The sequence below is a fragment of the Streptomyces sp. CBMA123 genome, from assembly GCF_014596465.1.
GTDB lineage: Bacteria > Actinomycetota > Actinomycetes > Streptomycetales > Streptomycetaceae > Kitasatospora.
This window is the reverse complement of record NZ_MECK01000071.1, coordinates 1-19,982: the sequence shown is the minus strand read 5'-3', so window position 1 is coordinate 19,982 and position 19,982 is coordinate 1. Positions and strand designations below refer to the sequence as shown.

19 protein-coding genes, 1 tRNA gene and 1 pseudogene are annotated in these 19,982 nt (G+C 73.9%); 8 read left to right on the top strand and 13 right to left on the bottom strand.

The genetic code is table 11. The annotated features are described in order from the left end of the window. The coding region (locus BG452_RS11125; RefSeq protein ID WP_188304076.1) for a PLP-dependent aminotransferase family protein at positions 1-943 on the top strand (943 nt) is incomplete at its 5' end. A 104-nt stretch (positions 944-1,047) separates the two neighbouring features. On the opposite strand, the gene BG452_RS11120 is transcribed toward BG452_RS11125, so the two are convergent. From BG452_RS11120 to BG452_RS11085, 8 genes are all read right to left on the bottom strand, one after another. Continuing rightward, positions 1,048-1,245: a DUF6126 family protein gene (locus BG452_RS11120; protein ID WP_188304075.1), complete on the bottom strand. Its 198-nt coding sequence runs from the start codon at positions 1,243-1,245 to the stop codon at positions 1,048-1,050. Between the two features lie 31 nt (positions 1,246-1,276). Continuing rightward, complete coding sequence (locus BG452_RS11115) at positions 1,277-1,912, bottom strand: helix-turn-helix domain-containing protein (protein ID WP_188304074.1); 636 nt, start codon at positions 1,910-1,912, stop codon at positions 1,277-1,279. A 98-nt stretch (positions 1,913-2,010) separates the two neighbouring features. Further along, entirely contained in the window at positions 2,011-3,744 is a 1,734-nt protein-coding gene (locus BG452_RS11110; protein ID WP_317620989.1) for a pyruvate dehydrogenase, read from the bottom strand. Positions 3,745-3,872: 128 nt separating this feature from the next. Next, a complete protein-coding gene (locus BG452_RS11105) occupies positions 3,873-6,278 on the bottom strand; it encodes a glycoside hydrolase family 65 protein (protein WP_188304073.1) in 2,406 nt (801 codons plus the stop codon). A 64-nt stretch (positions 6,279-6,342) separates the two neighbouring features. Continuing rightward, positions 6,343-7,092 carry an HAD family hydrolase gene (locus tag BG452_RS11100; RefSeq protein WP_188304072.1) on the bottom strand — a complete coding sequence of 250 codons (750 nt, stop codon included), beginning with the start codon at positions 7,090-7,092 and terminating at the stop codon, positions 6,343-6,345. Between the two features lie 89 nt (positions 7,093-7,181). Next, positions 7,182-7,982, bottom strand: a complete 801-nt coding sequence (locus tag BG452_RS11095) for a VOC family protein (RefSeq protein ID WP_188304071.1) — start codon at positions 7,980-7,982, stop codon at positions 7,182-7,184. A 201-nt stretch (positions 7,983-8,183) separates the two neighbouring features. Next, a complete protein-coding gene (locus tag BG452_RS11090; protein ID WP_188304070.1) occupies positions 8,184-8,633 on the bottom strand; it encodes an SRPBCC domain-containing protein in 450 nt (149 codons plus the stop codon). Positions 8,634-8,763: 130 nt separating this feature from the next. Further along, on the bottom strand, positions 8,764-10,524 hold the full coding sequence (locus BG452_RS11085; protein WP_188304069.1) for an LCP family protein: 1,761 nt from the start codon (positions 10,522-10,524) through the stop codon (positions 8,764-8,766). Positions 10,525-11,198: 674 nt separating this feature from the next. On the opposite strand from BG452_RS11085, the gene BG452_RS11080 reads away from it, so the two are divergent. From BG452_RS11080 to BG452_RS11070, 3 genes are all read left to right on the top strand, one after another. Continuing rightward, positions 11,199-11,918 carry a G1 family glutamic endopeptidase gene (locus BG452_RS11080; protein ID WP_188304068.1) on the top strand — a complete coding sequence of 240 codons (720 nt, stop codon included), beginning with the start codon at positions 11,199-11,201 and terminating at the stop codon, positions 11,916-11,918. Positions 11,919-12,022: 104 nt separating this feature from the next. Beyond that, complete coding sequence (locus BG452_RS11075) at positions 12,023-12,598, top strand: TetR/AcrR family transcriptional regulator (RefSeq protein WP_188304067.1); 576 nt, start codon at positions 12,023-12,025, stop codon at positions 12,596-12,598. Positions 12,599-12,697: 99 nt separating this feature from the next. Further along, on the top strand, positions 12,698-14,137 hold the full coding sequence (locus tag BG452_RS11070) for an MFS transporter (protein WP_188304066.1): 1,440 nt from the start codon (positions 12,698-12,700) through the stop codon (positions 14,135-14,137). 10 nt (positions 14,138-14,147) lie between these two features. On the opposite strand, the gene BG452_RS11065 is transcribed toward BG452_RS11070, so the two are convergent. The 4 genes from BG452_RS11065 to BG452_RS11050 form a co-directional block, all read right to left on the bottom strand. Then, complete coding sequence (locus BG452_RS11065) at positions 14,148-14,576, bottom strand: hypothetical protein (RefSeq protein ID WP_188304065.1); 429 nt, start codon at positions 14,574-14,576, stop codon at positions 14,148-14,150. Positions 14,577-14,755: 179 nt separating this feature from the next. Continuing rightward, positions 14,756-15,265 (bottom strand): hypothetical protein, encoded by a 510-nt coding sequence (locus BG452_RS11060; protein WP_188304064.1) that lies wholly within the window; start codon positions 15,263-15,265, stop codon positions 14,756-14,758. 109 nt (positions 15,266-15,374) lie between these two features. Next, positions 15,375-15,447: transfer RNA gene (locus BG452_RS11055), tRNA-Lys, on the bottom strand. Between the two features lie 49 nt (positions 15,448-15,496). Continuing rightward, on the bottom strand, positions 15,497-16,273 hold the full coding sequence (locus BG452_RS11050; protein ID WP_188304063.1) for a DNA polymerase beta superfamily protein: 777 nt from the start codon (positions 16,271-16,273) through the stop codon (positions 15,497-15,499). Between the two features lie 112 nt (positions 16,274-16,385). On the opposite strand from BG452_RS11050, the gene BG452_RS11045 reads away from it, so the two are divergent. The 3 genes from BG452_RS11045 to BG452_RS11035 all read left to right on the top strand — a co-directional run bounded on the left by BG452_RS11045 (position 16,386) and on the right by BG452_RS11035 (position 19,173). Continuing rightward, on the top strand, positions 16,386-17,606 hold the full coding sequence (locus tag BG452_RS11045; protein WP_188304062.1) for a DNA glycosylase AlkZ-like family protein: 1,221 nt from the start codon (positions 16,386-16,388) through the stop codon (positions 17,604-17,606). A gap of 24 nt (positions 17,607-17,630) precedes the next feature. Continuing rightward, positions 17,631-18,392 carry an SDR family oxidoreductase gene (locus BG452_RS11040; RefSeq protein WP_188304061.1) on the top strand — a complete coding sequence of 254 codons (762 nt, stop codon included), beginning with the start codon at positions 17,631-17,633 and terminating at the stop codon, positions 18,390-18,392. Between the two features lie 85 nt (positions 18,393-18,477). After that, positions 18,478-19,173 (top strand): tyrosine-protein phosphatase, encoded by a 696-nt coding sequence (locus BG452_RS11035; RefSeq protein ID WP_188304060.1) that lies wholly within the window; start codon positions 18,478-18,480, stop codon positions 19,171-19,173. A gap of 16 nt (positions 19,174-19,189) precedes the next feature. Here BG452_RS11035 and BG452_RS11030 read toward each other — a convergent pair whose 3' ends face one another. Beyond that, positions 19,190-19,645 (bottom strand): RICIN domain-containing protein, encoded by a 456-nt coding sequence (locus tag BG452_RS11030; RefSeq protein WP_188304059.1) that lies wholly within the window; start codon positions 19,643-19,645, stop codon positions 19,190-19,192. A 150-nt stretch (positions 19,646-19,795) separates the two neighbouring features. Between BG452_RS11030 and BG452_RS11025 the strand changes: the two are divergent. Then, positions 19,796-19,982, top strand: a pseudogene (locus tag BG452_RS11025) (hypothetical protein); the annotation flags it as partial.

Below are 19,982 nucleotides of genomic sequence, written 5' to 3'. Positions count from 1 at the left end.
GCTCACCCACTACCTGGCCCGGGTCCGCGGCGTGCGCACCGACCCGGACCACCTGCTCATCTGCGGCGGCGTCCAGCAGGGCCTCGGCCTGCTCTGCGCGGCCCTGCGGGAGCGCGGCGCCCACTCGCTCGCGGTCGAGGCGTACGGGCTGCCGCCGCAGCACGCCGTGGTGCGGGCCGCCGGGCTGGCCACCGTCCCGCTGCCGCTGGACTGCGAGGGCGCCGACGTCGACCGGCTGGACGCCCGCTGCGGCGCCGCCCTGCTCACCCCCGCCCACCAGTACCCCACCGGCGCACCGCTGTCCGCCGGCCGGCGGGCCGCCGCCGTGCGGTGGGCGCGCGAACAGGACCGGTACGTGATCGAGGACGACTACGACGGCGAGTTCCGCTACGACCGGCAACCGCTCGGCGCGATGCAGGCGCTCGACCCGGAACGGGTGGTGTACGCCGGCACGGCCGCCAAGAGCCTCGCCCCGGGCCTGCGGCTGGCCTGGCTGGCCCTGCCGGACGCGCTGGTCGAACCGGTCGCCCGGCTGAAGGCGCTGGCCGACACGATGTCCCCGGTGCTCGACCAGCTGACGCTGGCCGAACTGATCACCTCGGGGACGTACGACCGGCACGTACGGCGCTGCCGGCTGCACTACCGGCGCCGGCGCGACCGGCTGGTCGCCGCCCTCGCCGGACACGCCCCGCGGGTCGAGGTCACCGGCATCGCGGCCGGCCTGCACGCCGTCCTCCAACTCCCGCCCGGCTCCACCCCGGAGGCCGAGCTGATCGCCCGCGCCAGGGCCGCCGGCCTGGCCCTCAGCGGCCTCGACTGGCACCGCGCCGACCCGACGGCCGAGGCGGGCGCACCCGCCCTGGTGATCGGCTACGCGAGCCCGCCGGAACACGCCTTCCCGGCCGCGCTGAACGCCCTCTGCGAGGTGCTCCGCGGGGCGTAGGAGGCACCGGGGAGGCACCAGGGGCGCCAACGGCGAGCGCCCGCCTCCGACGGGGCGGGGGCGGGCGATCGGCAAGGGCGGGCGCTCGGCAGGGAGTGGGCGAACTACTTGTTGCGGCTGCCCAGTTCGAACAGCAGCATGATGAAACCGGCGAAGGCGTGGATGCCCGCGGTGTAGATGACCAGGCGGAGGTAGACCCGCTTGTTGGCCCACTTGCCGGCGTCCATGGTCTTCGGGCCGGCGGCGGTGTCGGCGGCACCGGCCGGGAGCGCGGTGGCGGCGGGGGTGGTGGGATCGGCCATGGGGATCTCCTCCGAGGGGTCTGACGGCTGGTCAGTGGGTCGGGGCGGGGCCGCCGCCCAGGCAGAGCTCGCCGCCGGGGCTCTGCAACAGGGTGTGGACGAAGAGCAGTTCGACGCCGGTGTCGGATTCGGCGGCGATGCAGTGCGGGGTGAGCGAGTCGTAGTGGGCGGAGTCGCCGGGGGCGAGCAGGTGGACGCGGTCGCCGAGGGTCACCCGCAGCTGCCCGCGCAGGACGTAGATCCACTCCTCGCCGGGGTGGACCCGGACCACCGCGTCCTGGACGCCCGGCGGGACGTGCACCCGCAGGGCCTGCATGGCGCGGCCGGGAGCGCCGGCCCGGCGGTAGCCCCAGCCGCCGGCCCGGCCGGGCTCGATGGCGCCGCCGCGGACCACCGGGTCCGGTTCGACCATGGCCTCGCCGAGCAGCCCGGAGACGGTGGTGCCGTAGGCCCGGGCGAGGCCGAGCAGGACGGGCAGCGAGGGCTGACGGCGGCCGGTCTCCAGCCGGGACAGATAGGCTGGGGAGAGGCCGACCCGGCCCGCGGCGACCTCCAGCGTGAGCCGGCTGCTGTGCCGGTGCTCGCGGAGGCGGGCGGCGAGGCCGGCGGCCTCCTGGTCGTCGAGCCGGTCGCCGTCGCCGGGGGTGCCGGTGGAGCTGGTGGTCATGTGTCCAGTGGACACCCGGCCTGCCGCAGGGGCAAGAAAGTTGCCTCAGAGGCAAAAGCCGCAGGGGCGACGTCCGTCCCGGCGGGCGCCCGGGCCGCTCAGGGCCGGGGGATGTTGCGCAGGTTGCTGCGTGCCAGGTCGACCATCCGCCCGACGCCGCCCGACAGCACCGTCTTCCCGGCCGCCAGCGCGAAGCCCTTCAGCTGGGCGGCGGTGATCCGCGGCGGGATGGACAGCGCGTTCGGGTCGGTGACCACGTCCACCAGGGCCGGACCGGGCCGCTCCAGCGCCTCCGCCAGCACCTCCCGGACCCTCGCCGGTTCGGCGACCCGCTTGGCCGGGATGCCCATCGCCCGGGCGATGCCGGCGTAGTCCACGTCCCCGTTGTCGATCTCCGACTCCGGGTAGCCGGAGACCAGCATCTCCAGCTTGATCATGCCGAGCGCGCCGTTGTTGAAGACCACCGTCTTCACCGGCAGCCGGTGCTGGGCCACCGTGAGCAGTTCGCCGAGCAGCATGCCGATCCCGCCGTCGCCCGCCATCGCGATCACCTGCCGCCCGGGGCAGGCGAGTTGGGCGCCGATCGCGTGCGGCAGGGCGTTCGCCATCGAGCCGTGCAGGAAGGAGCCGATCACCCGGCGGCGCCCGTTCGGCTGGAGGTAGCGGGCGGCCCAGACGTTGTTCATGCCGGTGTCCACGGTGAACACGGCGTCCTCGGCGGCGACTTCGTCCAGCACCGAGGCGACGTACTCGGGGTGGATCGGCAGGTGCTGCTCGATGTCCCGGGTGTAGGCGCCGATGACGTCCTCCAGCGACTTGCAGTGCTTGCGCAGCAGGCCGTCCAGGAAGGTCCGGTCGGGTTCGGCGTCCAGCAGCGGCAGCACGGCCCGCAGGGTGGCCGCCACGTCGCCGTGCACGGCCAGTTCCAGCGCGGTGCGGCGGCCCAGCCGGGTGGCGTCGTGGTCGACCTGGACGGTGTGCGCCTGCGGCAGGAAGGAGTCGTACGGGAAGTCGGTGCCGAGCAGCAGCACCAGGTCGGCGGAGTGCAGCGCCTCGTGGCAGGCACCGTAGCCGAGCAGCCCGCTCATCCCGACGTCGTACGGGTTGTCGAACTGGATCCACTCCTTGCCGCGCAGCGAGTGCCCGATCGGGGCGTTCAGCGCCTGGGCGACGGCCATCACCTCGGCGTGCGCCCCGCGCACCCCGGCGCCGCAGAACAGGGTGACCCGCCGGGCCGCGTTGAGCAGCCGGGCCAGCTCCTGCACCTGGGACCAGGGCGGCGCGGCGACCGCCTGCTCGGTGAGGAAGTGGCTGCTGCCGGTCGGCCCGGCGGCCGGGAGGGCGGCGACGTCCCCGGGGAAGGCCAGCACCGAGACGCCGTGCGAGCCGAGCGCGTGCTGGATCCCGACCCGCAGCAGCCGGGGCAGCTGGGCGGGGGTGGAGAGCATCTCGCACCAGTTGCTGCAGTCGGTGAACACCCGCTCGGGGTGGGTCTCCTGGAAGAAGCCGGTGCCGATCTGCCCGGACGGGATGTGCGAGGCGAGCGCGAGCACCGGCAGGCCGCTGCGCTGGGCGTCGTACAGGCCCTGGATGAGGTGGGTGTTGCCGGGGCCGCAGGAGCCGGCGCAGACCGCGAGCCAGCCGCTGAGTTCGGCCTCGGCGGCGGCCGCGAAGGCGCCGGCCTCCTCGTTGCGCACGTGCACCCAGCTGATGCCCTCCGCCCGGCGGATCGCGTCGACCACGGGGTTGAGGCTGTCGCCGACCACGCCGTACACCCGCTCCACCCCGGCCTGCCGGAGCACCTCCACCATCTGTTCGGCCACGGTCACCACGGGGGTTTCCCTTCGCTCGCCACAGGACACCTGCAGCCTCCGACAGGGCGGGGCCGGACGCACCCGGGCCAGGGCGAACGAGTGAGCGGGCGCGGGGCCGTGGACGCGGCCCCGCGCGGGCCCTGCGGCTACTCCGCCGCCAGGTGGTCCTGCTGCCCGAGCTTGCCGGCGGCCAGGCCCGCCTGGGGCTGGCGGCGGGCCGGTTCGCGGCCGGGGGGCTGGGCGCAGCGTTCCTGGGCGGGCGGGGCGGTGGTGGGCAGGGTGACCGGGGAGCCGGCCTTGACCTGGACCGCCTCGCCGTCGTGCCGCAGGTGGAGCACCTCGCCGCGGCGCAGCGTGTAGGTGGTGCCCTCGTGGGTGATCCGGACACCGAGCAGGTGGCCGCGGACCAGCAGGGAGAAGCTCAGCTTCATCAGCCCGGGGGGCAGCCGGGGCCGGAAGTCGAGCGTCTCGCCGTGGTCGCGCAGGCCGCCGAAGCCGGCCACCAGGGCGACGCAGGCGCCGGCGAGGGAGGCCATGTGCAGGCCGTCGCGGGTGTTGCCGCCGAGGTCGTGGAGGTCCATCAGGGCGGCTTCGGCGGTGTAGTCGTACGCGAGGTCGAGCTGGCCGACCTCGGCGGCGATGACGGCCTGGGTGCAGGCGGAGAGCGAGGAGTCGCGGACGGTCAGCCGCTCGTAGTAGGCGAAGTTGCGGACCTTCTGCTCGTCGGTGAAGGCGTCGCCGCGGACCTGCATGGCGAGCACCAGGTCGGCCTGCTTGACCACCTGCTTGCGGTACAGGTCGAAGTACGGGTAGTGCAGCAGCAGCGGGTAGTTCTCCGGCGGGGTGGCCTCGAAGTCCCAGACCTGGTGGTGGGTGAAGCCGTCGGCCTGCGGGTGGACGCCGAGGTCCTCGTCGTAGGGGACGTACATCGCGGCGGCGGCGTCCCGCCAGGCGGCGGTCTCCTCGGTGTCGACGCCGAGTTCGGCGGCCTCGCGGGGGTGGCGGACGGCTGCCTCGGCGGCGGCGCGCAGGTTCGTCTGCGCCATCAGGTTGGTGTAGACGTTGTTGTCGGCGACGGCGCTGTACTCGTCGGGGCCGGTGACGCCCTCGATGCGGAACTTCCCGGCGGTGTCGTGGTGGCCGAGCGAGCGCCACATCCGGGCGGTCTCGACGAGGAGTTCGAGGCCGTACTCGCGTTCGAACTCCTCGTCCCCGGTGGCCCGGACGTAGCGGGCGACGGCGGCGGCGATGTCGGCGCCGATGTGGAAGGCCGCGGTGCCGGCCGGCCAGTACCCGGAGCACTCCTCGCCGCGGATCGTCCGCCAGGGGAACACCGCGCCGGCCAGGCCCAGTTGGGCGGCCCGCTCGCGGGCCAGCGGCAGGGTGGTGTGCCGCCAGCGCAGGGCCTGGTTGACGGCGCTGGGCAGGCAGTAGGTGAGCACCGGCAGGACGAAGGCCTCGGTGTCCCAGAAGCTGTGCCCGTCGTAGCCGGGGCCGGTCAACCCCTTGGCGGGGATGGCGCGTTCCTCACTGCGGGCACCGGCCTGCAGGACGTGGAAGACGGCGAACCGGACGGCCTGCTGGAGTTCGACGTCGCCCTCGATCTCGACGTCGCTGGACTCCCAGAACTCCTCGAGGAATTCCGCCTGTTCGGCGACCAGGCCGTCCCAGCCGGTGTACCGGGCGGCGGTCAGCGCGGCCTCGACCTGGTCCCGGACGGCGGGCAGCGAGCGGGTACCGGACCAGCCGTAGGACATGAACTTGACCAGCCGCAGCCGCTGTTCGGGCTCCAGCACGGTGGTGACGCTGATCCGGCAGTGGTCGGCCTCGGCCTCGGCGACGGTGTCCAGCCGCTCCGGGCCCTCGATCAGGTGGTCCATCCCGGCGGCGACCCGGATGCCGCTGAAGCGGGTCCGGTGCACCAGGACGGCCTTGGTGCCGCTGGCGTGGTGCGCCTCGGCCTGCAGCGGCGCCTCCAGCACGGCGGCGGCGCGCGGGTCGCCCTCGGGGCCGCCGGGCAGCTGCTCGTTGGCGACCAGCTCGGACTGGAGCACGATCCGCACCGGCCCGTCCACCGCCTCCACGCTGTACTCCACGGCGGCGACGGCGCGCTGGGTCAGCGAGACCAGCCGGGAGGAGCGCACCCGGATGGTCCGCCCGGCCGGGGAGGTCCACTCGCACTCGCGGTGCAGCAGGCCCTCCCGGAAGTCCAACCAGCGGGTGTGGCTGACGAGTTCGCCGTACCGCAGGTCGAAGGGCTCATCGTCCACCAGCAGCCGGATGATCTTGCCGTTGGTGACGTTGATGACGCTCTGGCTGGACTCCGGGTAGCCGTAGCCGCCCTCGCCGTAGGGCAGCGGGCGCAGTTCGAAGACACCGTTGAGGTAGGTGCCGGGCAGGCCGTGCGGCTCGCCCTCGTCCAGGTTGGCGCGCAGGCCGATGTGGCCGTTGGAGAGCGCGAAGACGGACTCGGCGCGGGCCATCGAGGCCGGGTCGACGCCGTGTTCGGTGACCTGCCAGGGGTCGATGGTGAAGTTGTCGGCCGGGCTCATGCGCCCACCTCGCTACGCTCGGCAGGGCCATTCGCCAACGCGCGCCTCTTACTGACCCGTTCGCTCATCGCCCGTCCTCCTGGAGCAGCTCGGAGAGGTCGTCGACGACCACGGTGGCGCCGTCGCGGCGCAGTTCGGCCGCCTGCCCGGTGCGGTTGACCCCGACCACCGCGCCGAAGCCGCCGGCCCGGCCGGAGGCGACCCCGGCGAGCGCGTCCTCGAAGACGGCGGCGTGTGCGGGCTCGACGCCGAGCTCGCGGGCGGCGTACAGGTAGGTGTCCGGGGCGGGCTTTCCGGGCAGGGACCGCTCCTTGGCGACCACGCCGTCCACGATCACGTCGAAGAGGTCCAGGATGCCCGCCGAACGCAGCACGTCCCGGCAGTTGGCGCTGGACGAGACCACCGCGCGGGGCAGCCCGAGCGCGCGCAGCCGGTGCACGTAGGCGACCGACCCCTCGTACGGCGCGACGCCCCGCTCGCGGATCAGCCGCAGCACGGTGTCGTTCTTGGCCCGGCTGATGCCCTGCACGGTGCGGGCGTTCGGCGGGTCGTCGTCGGCGCCCTCGGGCAGGTCGATGCCCCGGCTCTGCAGGAAGGCCCGGGTGCCGTCCAGGCGCGGGCGGCCGTCCACGTAGGTGTCGTAGTCGGTGACGGCGTCGAAGGGAACGAACTGCCCTCCGGTGCGGGCCGCTTCGGAGCGCAGGAAGGCGTCGAAGGTGTCCTTCCAGGCCGCAGCGTGCACCGTGGCGGTCTGGGTGAGGACCCCGTCGAGGTCGAAGAGGAAAGCGCGGATGTCGTCGGGTAGCCCCAGCATGGGTGCAGTCTGCCCCGGAAACGCGGGGGATACCGCCCATTCCCGGCGGCGCGTCGCGGGAAGGGCGGCTTCCGCTTGCCGCCGTCGGATCAGGGCGAGTCGGGCATCTGCGCCTCGGGCGACTGGATCACCGCGAAGACCGCGCCCTGCGGGTCGTTGACCACGGCCATCCGGCCGGCCTGCATGTCGAACGGCGGCTGGATCACCGAGCCGCCGGCCTTGACCAGGGCGTCCACCACCGAGTCGGCGTCGTCCACCAGGAAGTACGCCATCCAGTGCGAGGGGGTGCCGGCCGCCAGGTACGGCGGGATCGCCTGCATGCCGCCCACCGTGCGGTCGGCGACGTTCAACGAGAAGTAGCCGTCCATGCCCTGGATGGTGGCCGGGCGCAGCCCGAGCGCCGACTGGTAGAAGCGGCCGGCCTCCCCGGTGTCGGCGGTGTTGAGCTCGTTCCAGACCAGCGCGCCGGGCTCGTTGACCACGCCCGCGCCGATGAAGTCCATCGCCTGCCAGACTCCGAAGACGGCGCCGGCCGGGTCGGCGGCGACCAGCATCCGGCCGATCGTGCCGACGTCCATCGGGTCGTAGAGGATCGTGCCGCCGGCGTCGGCGATGGCGGTCCTGGCCGCGTCGGCGTCGTCCGAGGCCAGGTAGGTGGTCCAGGCGACCGGCGGCAGCGGCTGGCCCTCGGGCGCGGACTGCGCCATGATCCCGGCGACCGGGCGGCCGTTGAGGGTGCACACGGCGTAACCGCCGAACTCGGCCGGGCCGGCCTCGCCCTGCCAGCCGAACAGGTCGCGGTAGAAGTCGAGCGCGGCCTGCTGGTCGCTCGCCATCAGGTCGATCCAGCACGGGGTGCCGGGCTTGTACGGATCGGTCACTACGGGCATCGCTGGGCCTCCCGGAGGCGGTGGTGGCCGGCTGTCGGTCGTCGGGCTCTGGTCGTTCGTCGGGCTCTGGTCGTTCGTCGGGCTTCGGCCGCCGTCGGGCGGGCGGGGTCCGGCACGACGGCGCTACACCGCCCACCTTCGGCCCGCTGCCGCGTTCCCGCCACCGGACGGCGCCCTGGCGGGCGACCGGTCACGCCGCGGTCACTCCTCGTCGTGGCGCAGGGTGGTGACGAAGTAGGGCTGCGTCTTGCCGCTCTGCGCGTAGTCCTTGAGCCGGACCAGCAGTTCGGCCCAGGTGCCGGCCACCATCGGGACGCCCTCCTCGCTGCCCGGCTGCCAGCCGCCGTGCCGGAACAGCAGCCGGGTGCGGTCGGGGGCGTCGGGCTGGTCGGAGAGGTCCCAGCTGATCCAGGTGCCGGCCCAGTGCGGCGGGAACGCCCCGGCGTTGGCCCACAGCACCCGGTCCAGGTCGGCCCGCTCCCGGCGCAGCCGGAACGGCTCGGGCACCCCGGGGAAGTCGAACAGCAGCACCTCGCCCTCGCGGTCCACCCCGGTGGTCCACCAGCTGGTCAGCCCGGTGTGCGTGTTGAGCGCGTCGAGCACGACGGCGCGGGGTGCGGCGATGTCGATCTGCATCGCGATCTCGGGCATGGGGTCCGCCTTTCGGTGACCGGTCGGCCGTCCCCTCCACGGCCACGATGGCACGACCCCGGGGCGTACGCGCTCCGGGGTCGTGCGGTTCGTAGGGCGGGCGGTCGGGCGGTCGGGCGGGCGGGTGCGGTCAGCCGCCGCTGCCGTAGGTGGTGTTCGCGCAGATGTCGTCGTCCGCCGAGCGGGCGTCGTTGGTGACGGTGGTGGGCAGCGGCTGCGGGGGCGTCTGGGCGCCGGGGGTGGCACCCGCGGTGGGGGCGCCGGCCCCCATGCCGTTGGCCGCGGCGAAGTCCTGGCCGACGATCACCGAGATGCCGCGCGCGCTGCTGGGCTCCAGGCTGGCGCCCGGGAACAGCGCGGCGACCTTCTCGGCGTTCGCCTTCTGGCTGGAGCTGTACTCGATGGTGGTGGTCTTGTACTTGGTGCTCGCCGCCTGGCCCGACGTACTGGCCGAGAACTTGGCGCCCTTGAGCAGCTCGGTCGCCTTGCCGGCCAGGCCGTTGGCGAGGGTGCCGTTGTAGACCGCGACCTTGACCGAGGCGTTGGAGGCGTCCCCGGCCGCCGTGGCGGGCGTGCTGGGCGCGGCCTGCTGCGCGGCGGCGCTGGAGCTGGCGGCGGCGTCCGGCTGCTGGCCGGTGGCGTTCTGGCCGTCGATGGTCTGGTCGGCCTTGAGGGCGTCCCAGAGCTTGTTGGCGTCCGGCTGGACCAGGTCGATGTTGGCGTCCTGGGTGCGGTAACGCCAGGGCGCGGTCACGAACTTCAGGTCGTGCATGTCGATGTTCTTCAGCGACAGGCCGAAGGAGAGCAGCTTGTCCGCGGAGTTCAGTCCCGGGTCGACGGTCAGCGACTTCGTCGCCGCGTCGGCCAGCGGCAGCAGGGTGGTGGGGCTCAGCCCCTGGCTCTTCATCTTGCTGGCGAGCGAGCTCATGAAGGCCTGCTGGCGCTTCATCCGGCCGATGTCGGAGCCGTCGCCGATGCCGTGCCGCAGCCGTACGTAGTCGAGCGCCTGCTGTCCTTCGACGCTCTGCTTGCCCTGCGGGAGGACGAGGTTGCCCTTCTTGTGCAGGTTGGGGTTGATGTCGCCCTCGTAGATCGCCTTCGGCAGGCAGACGTCCACGCCGTTGACGGCCTTGGTCATCGCGGAGAAGCCGTTGAAGTCGACCACCATGGTGTGGTCGACCCGGATGCCGGTGACCTTCTCGACCGTGTTCTGGGTGCAGGCCGGGTTGCCGCTGTCGCTGCCACCGACCGAGAAGGCGGCGTTGAACAGGTCGTTGCCGCCCTTGGTCCACTTGCCGTTGGGCAGCTTGCAGGACGGGATCGGCACGATCGTGTTGCGCGGGATCGAGATGCCGACGGCGTGCTTGTGGTCGGCGTAGACGTGCAACAGGATCGTGGTGTCCGAGCGGGCGCCGCCGTCCTCGCCGCCGCCGAGGTCGGAGTTGTTGCCGCCCCGGCTGTCGGAGCCGATCAGCAGTACGTTGACCGGCTTGTTGCCGTCCGCGTCGGCCTTGGCCTCGGGCGGGCGGTCGGTGGCTATCGCGTCGGCGTCGAAGGACTTGATGTTGGCGTTCAGCTTGTAGTAGATCGCGCCGCCGGTGCCCGCGATCAGCACCAGCACCCCGGCCGCCGACCAGGCGACGATCTTCTTCACGTTCTTCTTGGGCTTGGCGCCGCGCCGCGCCGCCGCCCGTCCGCCGGGCGTGCCCGGGCTGCCGGGGGCGCCGGATCCGTCGTCGGCCCGGCCCCCGCCCTTGGACTGGGCGGCACGGCGGGCCTCGGCCCGGCCTCCGGAGCGCGGGGCGGGCACGCCGCCCGCCGCCCCTTCCGCCGGGAGTGCCTCGGGCGCGCCCTCGCCCTGAGCCGGGCTCTCGCCCCTGCGACCTGCCATGCGCGTACCTTTCACCGACGGAAGCGACGCCCCGGACGACCTGGCGCACCGCACACAGGAAGACGGCCCCAACCGCTCCCTGGTTGTACGTACGAAGGTCAGTACAGAACGACCATCGTGGCTTCCGATCATATGGAGACCAAAGGTGATCATTGACCTCCGGTACACCAACGACCCCGCAGGCCCCGGGAAGATCTCGCTACAGACCGGTCGATAACGCCTGATTCGGGCAGGCGACGCCGACCGGGGCGGCGGCCGGTCGGCCGGGGACCGACACCGGTCGGTCGGAGGCGTAGCCGGTGAGGACGGCGCGGGCGAAGGGGCGCCGAGGGTGACGTCCGCCTCATCGGGGCCCCGCCGAGACGGACTCGGTATCCCCGGCGCCTCGCCGCGCCCGACCGCGCCGTGGAGTGCCGGTGCGACACGGGGGCGGACCGGACCGAAGCGGTTCGAGGTCAAATTGCCGTCGCTCCAGCCGATTTGCCGCCGATTGTGCCCGGACGGATCGTCAAGTCGCCTCCCGGACGAGGCAATACCTTCCCCAACCTTCGCACTGCGCCTCTTGCTCCGCTCATGACAGTCCGGTCATTCTGTACTGCCACCCGCCAACATCCGCCCCCACGGACCGGGTTGGCGCGTGAGTCTCCTGTTCGTCCCCTCACGAAGGAGCCAGCATGCGCAAATTCCTGATACGCGTCGCCACTCTCGCGGCAGCCGCCACGACCCTGGCCGCCCCCGCCGCGCCGACCACCGCGGCGGCCGCCCAGGGACTGTCCTTCCGCCCGCTGCAGTACAACACCAACGGCTACAACTGGGGCGGCTACGCCGCCACCGGCAGCGGCTTCAGCTCGGTCTCGGCGGCCTGGACCGAGCCGGACGCGGTCTGCAACTCCACCAACGACCTGTACGCCCCCTGGGTCGGCATCGACGGCTACGGCTCCTCCAGCGTGGAGCAGACCGGGGTGGCCACCGACTGCTCCAGCGGCAGCCCGGTGAACCAGGCCTGGTACGAGATGTACCCGGCAGCCCCCGTCTACCTGAGCCTCAGCTCGTACCCGGTGTCGGCCGGCGACCACATCACCGCCTCGGTGACCTACGCGGGCAGCAGCCGGTACACCCTCAAGCTGACCGACTCCTCGCGGGGCTGGACCTACACCACGACCAAGTCCACCTCCGCGCAGCGGACCAGTGCCGAGGTCATCATCGAGTCGCCGACCGGGTCCTACCCCGACTTCGGCACCCTCAACTTCACTTCGGCCACCGTCAACGGCAAGTCCCTCGGCTCCACCAACCCGGTCGCCCTGGACCCCAGCTCCAACGGCGCCTACGAGGCCACCACCGGCGGGCTCGGCTCCAGCGGCACCAGCTTCTCCGAGACGTTCCTGCAGGAGTAGCCGCCCCCGCGGGGGCCAACCCCGGACCGAAGCGGCTCGTCCTCTGCGCACAGGAGGGCGAGCCGTTTTTGACAGGCGAGCCAATAACTGCCACCATCCTCCCCATGGCACGCCCCAGGAAGTTCGACACCGACGCCGCGATCGACGCGGCCATGAACACCTTCTGGACCAAGGGATACACCGCCACCTCGACCGACGACCTGGCCGAGAGCACCGGCATGCTGCGCGGCAGCCTGTACAACGCCTTCGGCGGCAAGCGGCAGCTGTTCGAGCTGGCGCTGCGCCGCTACCGCGAGAGCGGCGCGGCCGGGGCCAACCCCGCGCCGGCCGACCTGCCGCCGCTGGAGCGCATCCGCCGGCTGCTGCTGGCCGGGGTGGACCAGGCCGCGACCGACCACCGGGGCTGCCTCGCCGTCAACACCGTCACCGAACTGGCCGTCCGCGAGCCGGAGTTGGCCCAGCAGGCCCGACAGGCGTTCATCCCGCTGGAGAACACGCTGACCGCGGCCGTCGAGGACGGCCGGCTCCGCGGCGAGATCCGCGCCGACCGCGCCCCGCGGGTGCTCGCCCGCCAGACGATGGCCGGCTTCCACGGACTGCTGCTCCAGGCCAAGGCGGGCTTCGAGCGGGAGTCGCTGCACGCCGTCGTCGACGCGATCGTGGACGACCTTCGCGCCTGAACACGCGGCACCGGACACCTACTCCGACGACGTGCCCCTTTGCGTACCCAAGTTTTTGGCACTTCCACCAATAACTACTCCCGACGGAGGCCCCATCCCATGCCCCGCCCCCAGCTCCGCCCACCCCTCCTCCCCGTCATCCTGGCCGCCTTCTTCATGTACGGCTTCGACGGCAACGTCGTGAACGTCGCCCTGCCCGCCATCCGCGCCGACCTCGGCGCCGGCCAGGCCACCCTGGAACTGGTCGTCGCCGGCTACGTGTTCAGCTACGCCACCGGGCTCGTCCTCGGCGGCCGGCTCGGCGACATCCTCGGCCACCGGCGGATGTTCCTCACCGGCATGGCCGCCTTCACCCTCGCCTCCGTGCTCTGCGGGCTCGCCCAGTCCCCCACCCAGCTGGTGCTCGCCCGGCTGCTCCAGGGCCTCACCGCCGCCGCGATGGTCCCCCAGGTGCTCGCCCTGATCACCACCGCCATCCCCGCCGAGGGCCGGCCCCGCGCGCTCGCCTGGTTCGGTGTCACCGGCGGACTCAGCGGCGTCTGCGGCCAGTTGCTCGGCGGCGTCCTGCTCGACGGCGACCTCTTCGGCCTCGGCTGGCGTGCCGTCTTCCTGGTCAACCTGCCGGTCGGCCTGGCCGTCCTCGCCGTCGCCGCCGCCGTCCTGCCGCGCACCACCACCGGCCGCCGCCCCGCCCTGGACGGCATCGGCGTCCTCGCGATCTCCGGCTCGCTGGCCCTCGCCCTCGTCCCACTGGTCCTCGGCCGGGAGGCCGGCTGGCCGCTCTGGGCCTGGGCGATGCTCGCCGCCGCCGTCCCCGCCGCGCTGGCCGCGCTGCGCTGGGAGCGCCGGCTCGCCGCCCGCGGGGGTCAGCCGCTGCTCGATCCGGAGCTGCTCCGCGGCCGGGTCTTCCGCACCGGGCTCGCCGTGAACGCCGCCTTCATGGCCTTCTTCGCCGGCTTCGTGTTCGTGCTCAGCCTGACCGTCCAGACCGGCTTCGGCTACAGCCCGCTGCGCTCCGGCCTGGTCTTCACGCCGATGGCCGTCCTCGCCATGGCCGGCTCGCTGGCCGGCAAGCGCCTGATCCCCCGCCACGGGCTGCGCGTCCCGGTCGCCGGCGGGGCGATCACCGCCCTCAGCCTGCTGCTCACCGCGCTCGCCCTGCAGACCACCGGCGCCCGCCACGCCCTGCCCGTCCTGCTGGCCACCATGGGCCTGATGGGCATCGGCAACGGCCTGGTCCTGCCCTCCCTGATCGGCGCCCCGATGGCCGGCATCGCCCCCGAGCGGGCCGGCACCGCCTCCGGCACCCTCTCCACCACTCAGCAGTTCGCCGCCGTCACCGGTGTCGCCGTCATCGGCGGCGGCTACTTCGCCGTCCTCGACCACCACGGCCCCGCCACCGCCGCGGCCGTCGCCTGCTGGCTCGCCCTCGCCGTCGTCCTCGCCATGATCGGCCTCACCGTCCGCCTCTCCCGCGCCACCGCCGCCCCCGTGCCCTCCCCGGCCCCTGCGGCGGCCCCGGTCCCGGCCCGGCGGTGACCCTCCCGGGTCAGCCGGCCTGCCGGACCTTGACGCCGCCGACCAGCGAGTACGAGCGGACCTTCACCGCCGGGCCGCCCGGCTCGCCGGCCACGCCCCTGCTGCGGCCGCCGAGCAGCGAGAACCCGCTGACCTCCACCGCCGTCCCGGCCGGGACGGTCAGGTCGACCCCGCCGAACACCGAGAACGCGTCCACCTCGGCCGAGGCGCCCTGCGGGTAGGCCGGCTCCGCACCGCCGACCAGGGCAGCCTTCACCAGGTGCGTCCCGTCCGCCGGCAGCGCCGCCTGGGTGTGGTCCAGCTTGGCCCCGCCCACCGCGGCCACGTGCACCGTGCGCTCCCGCGCCGCGAAGTCGCCCCGGTGCTTCAGCCCGCCCAGCAGGGCCAGGCTCCACTCGGTGCGGCGGGCCGGGGTCTCGGTGTCCTTCGTGATCTCCATGCCCTGAAACCTACGGGCCGCCGCTGAACCGCCGTCAGTGCCTGCCGCCACCTCTCCGACATGACAGACGTCATGGTCGGAGCCCCGACAGCGGAAACGGCCCGGGTCCCGGTCGGTGGCTGAACCACCGACCGGGACCCGGGCCGCAGGACGGGGGAAGTCCCGACCGGTCCGGGGCGTCAGGCGCCGGCGCCCGCCCGGGCGTCCTGCGCGGCGAAGAACTCGTCGGCGATCGCACGGGTGCGCGGCAGCTCGGCGACCGGCTCGCCGATCACCCGGCCCGCCAGCTCACCGGCCAGCCGGACCACGTCCTCCCGCAGCGCGGCCTCGGCCAGCACCCGGTCCGCCGCCAGCTGCACCTGCGCCTGCGCGACCATCCCGTCCCGCAGCTCCTGCCCCTCGGCCCGCAGCCGCGCGATCAGCGCCGCCCCCTCCTCGGTGGCCGTCTGCCGGATCACCGCCGCCTCGTGCCGCGCCGCGGTGAGCTCGGCCTGGAACTCCTCGTAGACCCGCAGGGCCTCCGCCCGCGCCGCCTCGGCCCGCTCGACACCCCCCTCGGTGGCGTCCCGGCGCTCCGCCAGCAGCTTCTCGATCCGCGGCAGCACCACCACCCCGAGGATCCCGAAAATCAGGAAGAAACAGACGAGTCCGACCACGAGTTCTGGAAGTTCCGGCTTCAAAGGTCCCATGGTCCCAAGGTAGTTGAGCCTCCATCACTCACCTCTGCCGCCCCCGGGCACGACGAAGGGCGCCCTCCCCGACGGGGAGAACGCCCTAGGCCTGACCGGATCGTTCGTGTGGGCCGCCAGGGGCTCGAACCCTGAACCTACGGATTAAAAGTCCGCAGCTCTGCCAATTGAGCTAGCGGCCCGCGGCCCTCCGTGCCGGGGTGGTCCCGGGTGGGGAGGGTCACGGCGATCCTACCCGGTGGGCCCCAGGGCTCCGCCAGTGGATTGGGTGGGCGCGCCGGGGGCGGGGGGCGGGGCTTGAGGCGGGCTGTAGTGGGCGGCGCGGACGCGGCGCAGCCAGGCCTCGGCGGGGCGGGGGTCGGGGGTGTCGGGCAGGACGCCGGGGCGGGCGAGCCGGTCGGCGGCGTCGGCGAGCAGTTGTTCGGCGGCGGCGGGGCGGTCGGCGATGCGTTCACCGAGGTCGCGGACGCGGTCCGGGTCGGGCAGCCGGATCAGGTTGCGGCCGGTGCGGTGCAGCCGGACGGCCTGCTCGACCAGCCGGACGAGGTGCCGGGCGTGCTTGGCGGCCCGGCGGCGGGTGGCCGGGTCGGTGGTGTCGCGGGTCAGCAGTTTGCGGAACTGCTGGTCCGCGTAGCCGAGATAGGCCTTGCGGACGGCCGGTGCACTGAGGAAGCTCGACCGGATCCCGACCAGTTCGCGGCCGAGCGGGGTGGCGGTCTCGTACAGGTCCTCGGGCAGCCAGACCAGTTCGGAGGCGGTCGGGTTGCAGGACAGCGCCAGCCGGCACCACTTGGCGGCCTCGTGCAGGGTGACGTCCGGCTCGGTGGTGACGTGCGACTCGGCCGGGCGGTGCAGGCCGTGCAACTCCTCGGTGGGGACGGCGAACAGGCCCAGCCGGTCGAGGTCGGAGCCGGCGTGGGCGAAGCCGTAGGCGGTGGAGCCGACGATTCCGGAGAGCAGCACCGTGCCGGAGGCCAGTACGGTGCCGGGCGCGGCGGTGGTGGGCATGTGTTCTCCTCTCGATCACCGGTGCCGACGGGTACCGCATCATCTCCGGAACGGACCGCGCCGGGCGAGCGATTTCCGGTCCGGGGCCCGACCCGGCGCCGATACTGGGCGCATGGAGCACAGCCACGGGATCGATACCGAGAAGTTGCGGGCCTGGTGGTCGCACCGGCAGTGGCTGGACCGCCCGCACACCGGGGCGTCCGCCGCCGAGGTGCTGGCCGCCACCGGCTGGGCCCGTTCGGTCGGCGGCGCGGCACCGTACCTGGGCCTGTTCGCCCGGGCCGGGCTGGGGCGGGCGGCGGTGGACGCGGCGGTGGCGGGCCTGGAGGTGCACGAGCTGCCGTCCGCGCGCGGCTGTACGTACGTGCTGCCGGCCGCCGACTTCGCGCTCGGCCTGGCGGTGGGCGCGGCCGCCCCGGCGGGTGAACTGGCCACCGCGGCCAAGCACCTGGGGGTCGGCCGGGACGAGGTGGAGCAGCTCTGCCTGGCCATCGAGCGGGCGCTGTCCGGCAGTGGTCCGCTGGACCCGACCACGATCCGGGAGGCGGTCGGCGACGCCGTCCGGTCGCTCGGCGAGGCGGGCCGGAAGCGCGGTCTGTCGACCACCCTGCCGCTCGCCCTCGGGCTGCTGCAGTCGCGCGGCCGGATCCGCCGGGTGCCGGTCAACGGCCGCCTGGACCAACAGCGTTACGGCTACGTCGGCTGGGACCAGCCGGTCGCGGGGGACGCCGTCGACTTCGCCCGCCGCTACTTCTCCTGGGCCGGGCCGGCCACCCTCGGGCACTTCCGCTGGTTCTCCGGCTTCTCCGCGGCCACCGCCCGCCGGGCCGTCGCCGAGGCCGGCACCGCCCCGCTCACTCCCGGCTCGGACCTCCTGATGCTGCCCGAACTCGCCGCTGAGTTCCATGAGTTCGAGGCGCCGGCCGAGCCGCACTACACCCTGCTGGCCGGCATCGACGGCATCCACCTGCTGCACCGCGACCTGCCCCGGCTGCTCGACCCGGCCGACGCCGCCCGCCCGCTGCCGGCCGGCCGGGCCGGCCGCACCTTCGGCGGCGAGGCCGACCCGCAGACCCACCTGGTGCTGGACCGCGGCCGGATCGTCGGCCTGTGGGAGTACGACACCGAACGGGCCGAGATCGTCCACCAGTGCTTCGTCCCGCCGGACGACGCGCTGCGCGAGGCGGTGGCCCGCACCGAGGCGTTCGTCCGGGACGACCTGGGCGACGCCCGCGGCTTCAGCCTGGACTCGCCGAAGAGCCGCGCGCCGAAGGTCGCCGCACTGCGGCAGGCCGCCGCGGCGGGACGGCGGTCCGGGCAGCGGTCCGGGTAACGGCGGCCGGGTAGCGTACGGGACATGTCGACCACCAGCACCGACGAAGTCCTGCTCGTCACCGGCGCCGGCCGCGGCATCGGCGCGGCCACCGCCCTGCTGGCCGCCCGCCGCGGCCACCGGGTCTGCGTCAACTACCGTACGGACGAGGCCTCGGCCGCCGCCGTCGTGGACGCGATCCGGGCCGAGGGCGGCACCGCGATCGCCGTCCGGGCCGACGTCAGCCGCAGCGCCGAGGTGGACCGGCTGTTCGCCACCGTGGACGCCGAACTCGGGCCGCTCACCGGGCTGGTGAACAACGCGGGCACCCTGGAGCGCCAGTGCCGGCTGGAGGACATCGACGAGGACCGGCTGAACCGGATCTGGGCCGCCAACATCACCGGCCCGTTCCTGTGCGCGGCCCGGGCCGTCCGCCGGATGTCCACCCGGCACGGCGGGCGCGGCGGCGCGATCGTCAACGTCGGCTCGGCCGCCTCCCGGATCGGCTCGCCGAACGAGTACGTCGACTACGCGGCGGCCAAGGGTGCGGTGGACTCGATGACCCGTGGGCTCGCCCTGGAGGTCGCGGCCGAGGGGATCCGGGTCAACTGCGTCCGGCCGGGCCTGATCCACACCGGCATCCACGCGCTCGGCGGCGAGCCGGGCCGGGTCGACCGGGTCGCGCCGGGACTGCCGATGCGGCGCGGCGGGGAGCCGGAGGAGGTCGCCGAGGCGGTCCTGTTCCTGCTGTCCCCGGCCGCCTCGTACACCACGGGGGCGTTCCTGGAGGTCTCCGGCGGGCGCTGAGACCCCCTGCCGGGGGCGGCGCCCAGGCGAACGGCCTTCTCCGGTTTCCTTCCCCCGGTCCGCCCGCGCCCGTACGGTGGACGCCATGACCGATGCCTTCATCGACATCCCCGGTGTGCGCAACTTCCGTGACGCGGGCGGGATCGGCGCCCTGCGCCGGGGCGTCCTGTACCGCTCCGGCTCCCTCCACACGCTCACCGGGGAGGGCGCCCGGAAGCTGAAGGACCTCGGTCTGCGGACGGTCATCGACCTGCGCAGCCCGTTCGAGCTGGAGGTCTGGCCGGACCAGCGGCACGGCCTCGACCACGAGACGTTCAACCTGCCGACCCTGCCCGCCAACCGCGGCGACCTCGACCGGCCCTGGCCCGAGGGGCAGGCCGAGCTCTACACCTTCATGCCGGAGACCGCCGGACCCTCGCTTGCCGCGGTGGTCCGCCGGCTCGCCGCCCCGGAGGCGCTGCCGGTGATCGTGCACTGCGCCGTCGGCAAGGACCGCACCGGCCTCACCATCGCCGTCCTGCAGTCCCTGCTGGGCGCACCGGACGCCGACATCATCGCCGACTTCCTGCTCTCCAACCTCGGCCTCGGCCTGAACGAGGGCCCGGCCCCGTACATCGACGAGACCGGCACCGAGCGGATCTCCCGCCCGGTCAGCGCCGAACTCCTCGCCTCCTCCCTCGGCTGGATCCGCACCCACCACGGCACCGTCCCCGCCTACCTGCACACCCACGGCATCACCGAAGCCGACCTGGACGCCCTCCGGGCCAACCTGTCCGCCTAGGAATCGCCTACCGCCGCTACTGCCGCTCGAAGCGCCACCACTGGGTGGGCGAGTCGGTGTCCTCCCACTGCTGGACGCCCGCGTCCGGGGCCTGCGTCGCGGTGAGCGGCTTGCCGCTGATGAAGCTGGTGACGGTGTACGTCCCCGGGGCGTCGACGTGGGCCTCCAGCAGCCATTCCTGGGCGCCGAAGGCGTTGGCGGACCACTGCTGGATCGGGACGCCGTCGTCCGGGGAGGCGCCGGTGACGTCGAGGCGCTTGCCGCTGCCGGCGTTCTCGATGTGGAAGAGCGCGCCGCCGGGGTGGACGGCGGTGAGCTGCCAGAGCTGGGCGTCGGAGCCGTCGTCCGCGCCCAGGCGGATCCGGGCGCCGCTGCGCCGGGACGCTTCGGCGACCTCCAGCAGCAGGCCGCTGCCGACGTTGCGGATCCGGTAGCGGCCGTCGGTGATCGCCGCGCTCGCGTTGTCAGTCACGCTCGGAGTCTCCCACCCGGGACCGACAGCGGGCCCGGTGGCCGAGGACGGCGGCCGGCACCGCGACCGCGGCGGCGCGGGGCGGCGCCGGTCCGGCCGAAGCGCGGGTGCGTTTCCGGTGGACGGGCGGGGCCGCCTATGCTGCGGCGAATGTCCACCCCGAGCACCTCGTCGACCCGTCAGCAGCCCGCCCTCCTCGAAGCGGTGGCCGAACTGGAGGCGGTGGTCGCGGCCGGCGACGACGAGCGCTTCGGCCCCGCCCTGGGCCTGGTCGGCGGGCTGTTCGGCCCGGCCGGACCGGCCGAGCGGCGGGCGGCCGGGCCCCGGCTGGCCGCGC

Coding starts and splice junctions, on each gene's coding strand:
- BG452_RS11080 (WP_188304068.1), top strand. CDS start 11,199: ATGCGCAAATTCCTGATACGCGTCGCCACTCTCGCGGCAGCCGCCACG.
- BG452_RS11090 (WP_188304070.1), bottom strand. CDS start 8,633: ATGCCCGAGATCGCGATGCAGATCGACATCGCCGCACCCCGCGCCGTC.
- BG452_RS11050 (WP_188304063.1), bottom strand. CDS start 16,273: ATGCCCACCACCGCCGCGCCCGGCACCGTACTGGCCTCCGGCACGGTG.
- BG452_RS11040 (WP_188304061.1), top strand. CDS start 17,631: ATGTCGACCACCAGCACCGACGAAGTCCTGCTCGTCACCGGCGCCGGC.
- BG452_RS11070 (WP_188304066.1), top strand. CDS start 12,698: ATGCCCCGCCCCCAGCTCCGCCCACCCCTCCTCCCCGTCATCCTGGCC.
- BG452_RS11115 (WP_188304074.1), bottom strand. CDS start 1,912: ATGACCACCAGCTCCACCGGCACCCCCGGCGACGGCGACCGGCTCGAC.
- BG452_RS11120 (WP_188304075.1), bottom strand. CDS start 1,245: ATGGCCGATCCCACCACCCCCGCCGCCACCGCGCTCCCGGCCGGTGCC.
- BG452_RS11100 (WP_188304072.1), bottom strand. CDS start 7,092: ATGCTGGGGCTACCCGACGACATCCGCGCTTTCCTCTTCGACCTCGAC.
- BG452_RS11045 (WP_188304062.1), top strand. CDS start 16,386: ATGGAGCACAGCCACGGGATCGATACCGAGAAGTTGCGGGCCTGGTGG.
- BG452_RS11060 (WP_188304064.1), bottom strand. CDS start 15,265: ATGGGACCTTTGAAGCCGGAACTTCCAGAACTCGTGGTCGGACTCGTC.
- BG452_RS11095 (WP_188304071.1), bottom strand. CDS start 7,982: ATGCCCGTAGTGACCGATCCGTACAAGCCCGGCACCCCGTGCTGGATC.
- BG452_RS11105 (WP_188304073.1), bottom strand. CDS start 6,278: ATGAGCCCGGCCGACAACTTCACCATCGACCCCTGGCAGGTCACCGAA.
- BG452_RS11065 (WP_188304065.1), bottom strand. CDS start 14,576: ATGGAGATCACGAAGGACACCGAGACCCCGGCCCGCCGCACCGAGTGG.
- BG452_RS11075 (WP_188304067.1), top strand. CDS start 12,023: ATGGCACGCCCCAGGAAGTTCGACACCGACGCCGCGATCGACGCGGCC.
- BG452_RS11035 (WP_188304060.1), top strand. CDS start 18,478: ATGACCGATGCCTTCATCGACATCCCCGGTGTGCGCAACTTCCGTGAC.
- BG452_RS11085 (WP_188304069.1), bottom strand. CDS start 10,524: ATGGCAGGTCGCAGGGGCGAGAGCCCGGCTCAGGGCGAGGGCGCGCCC.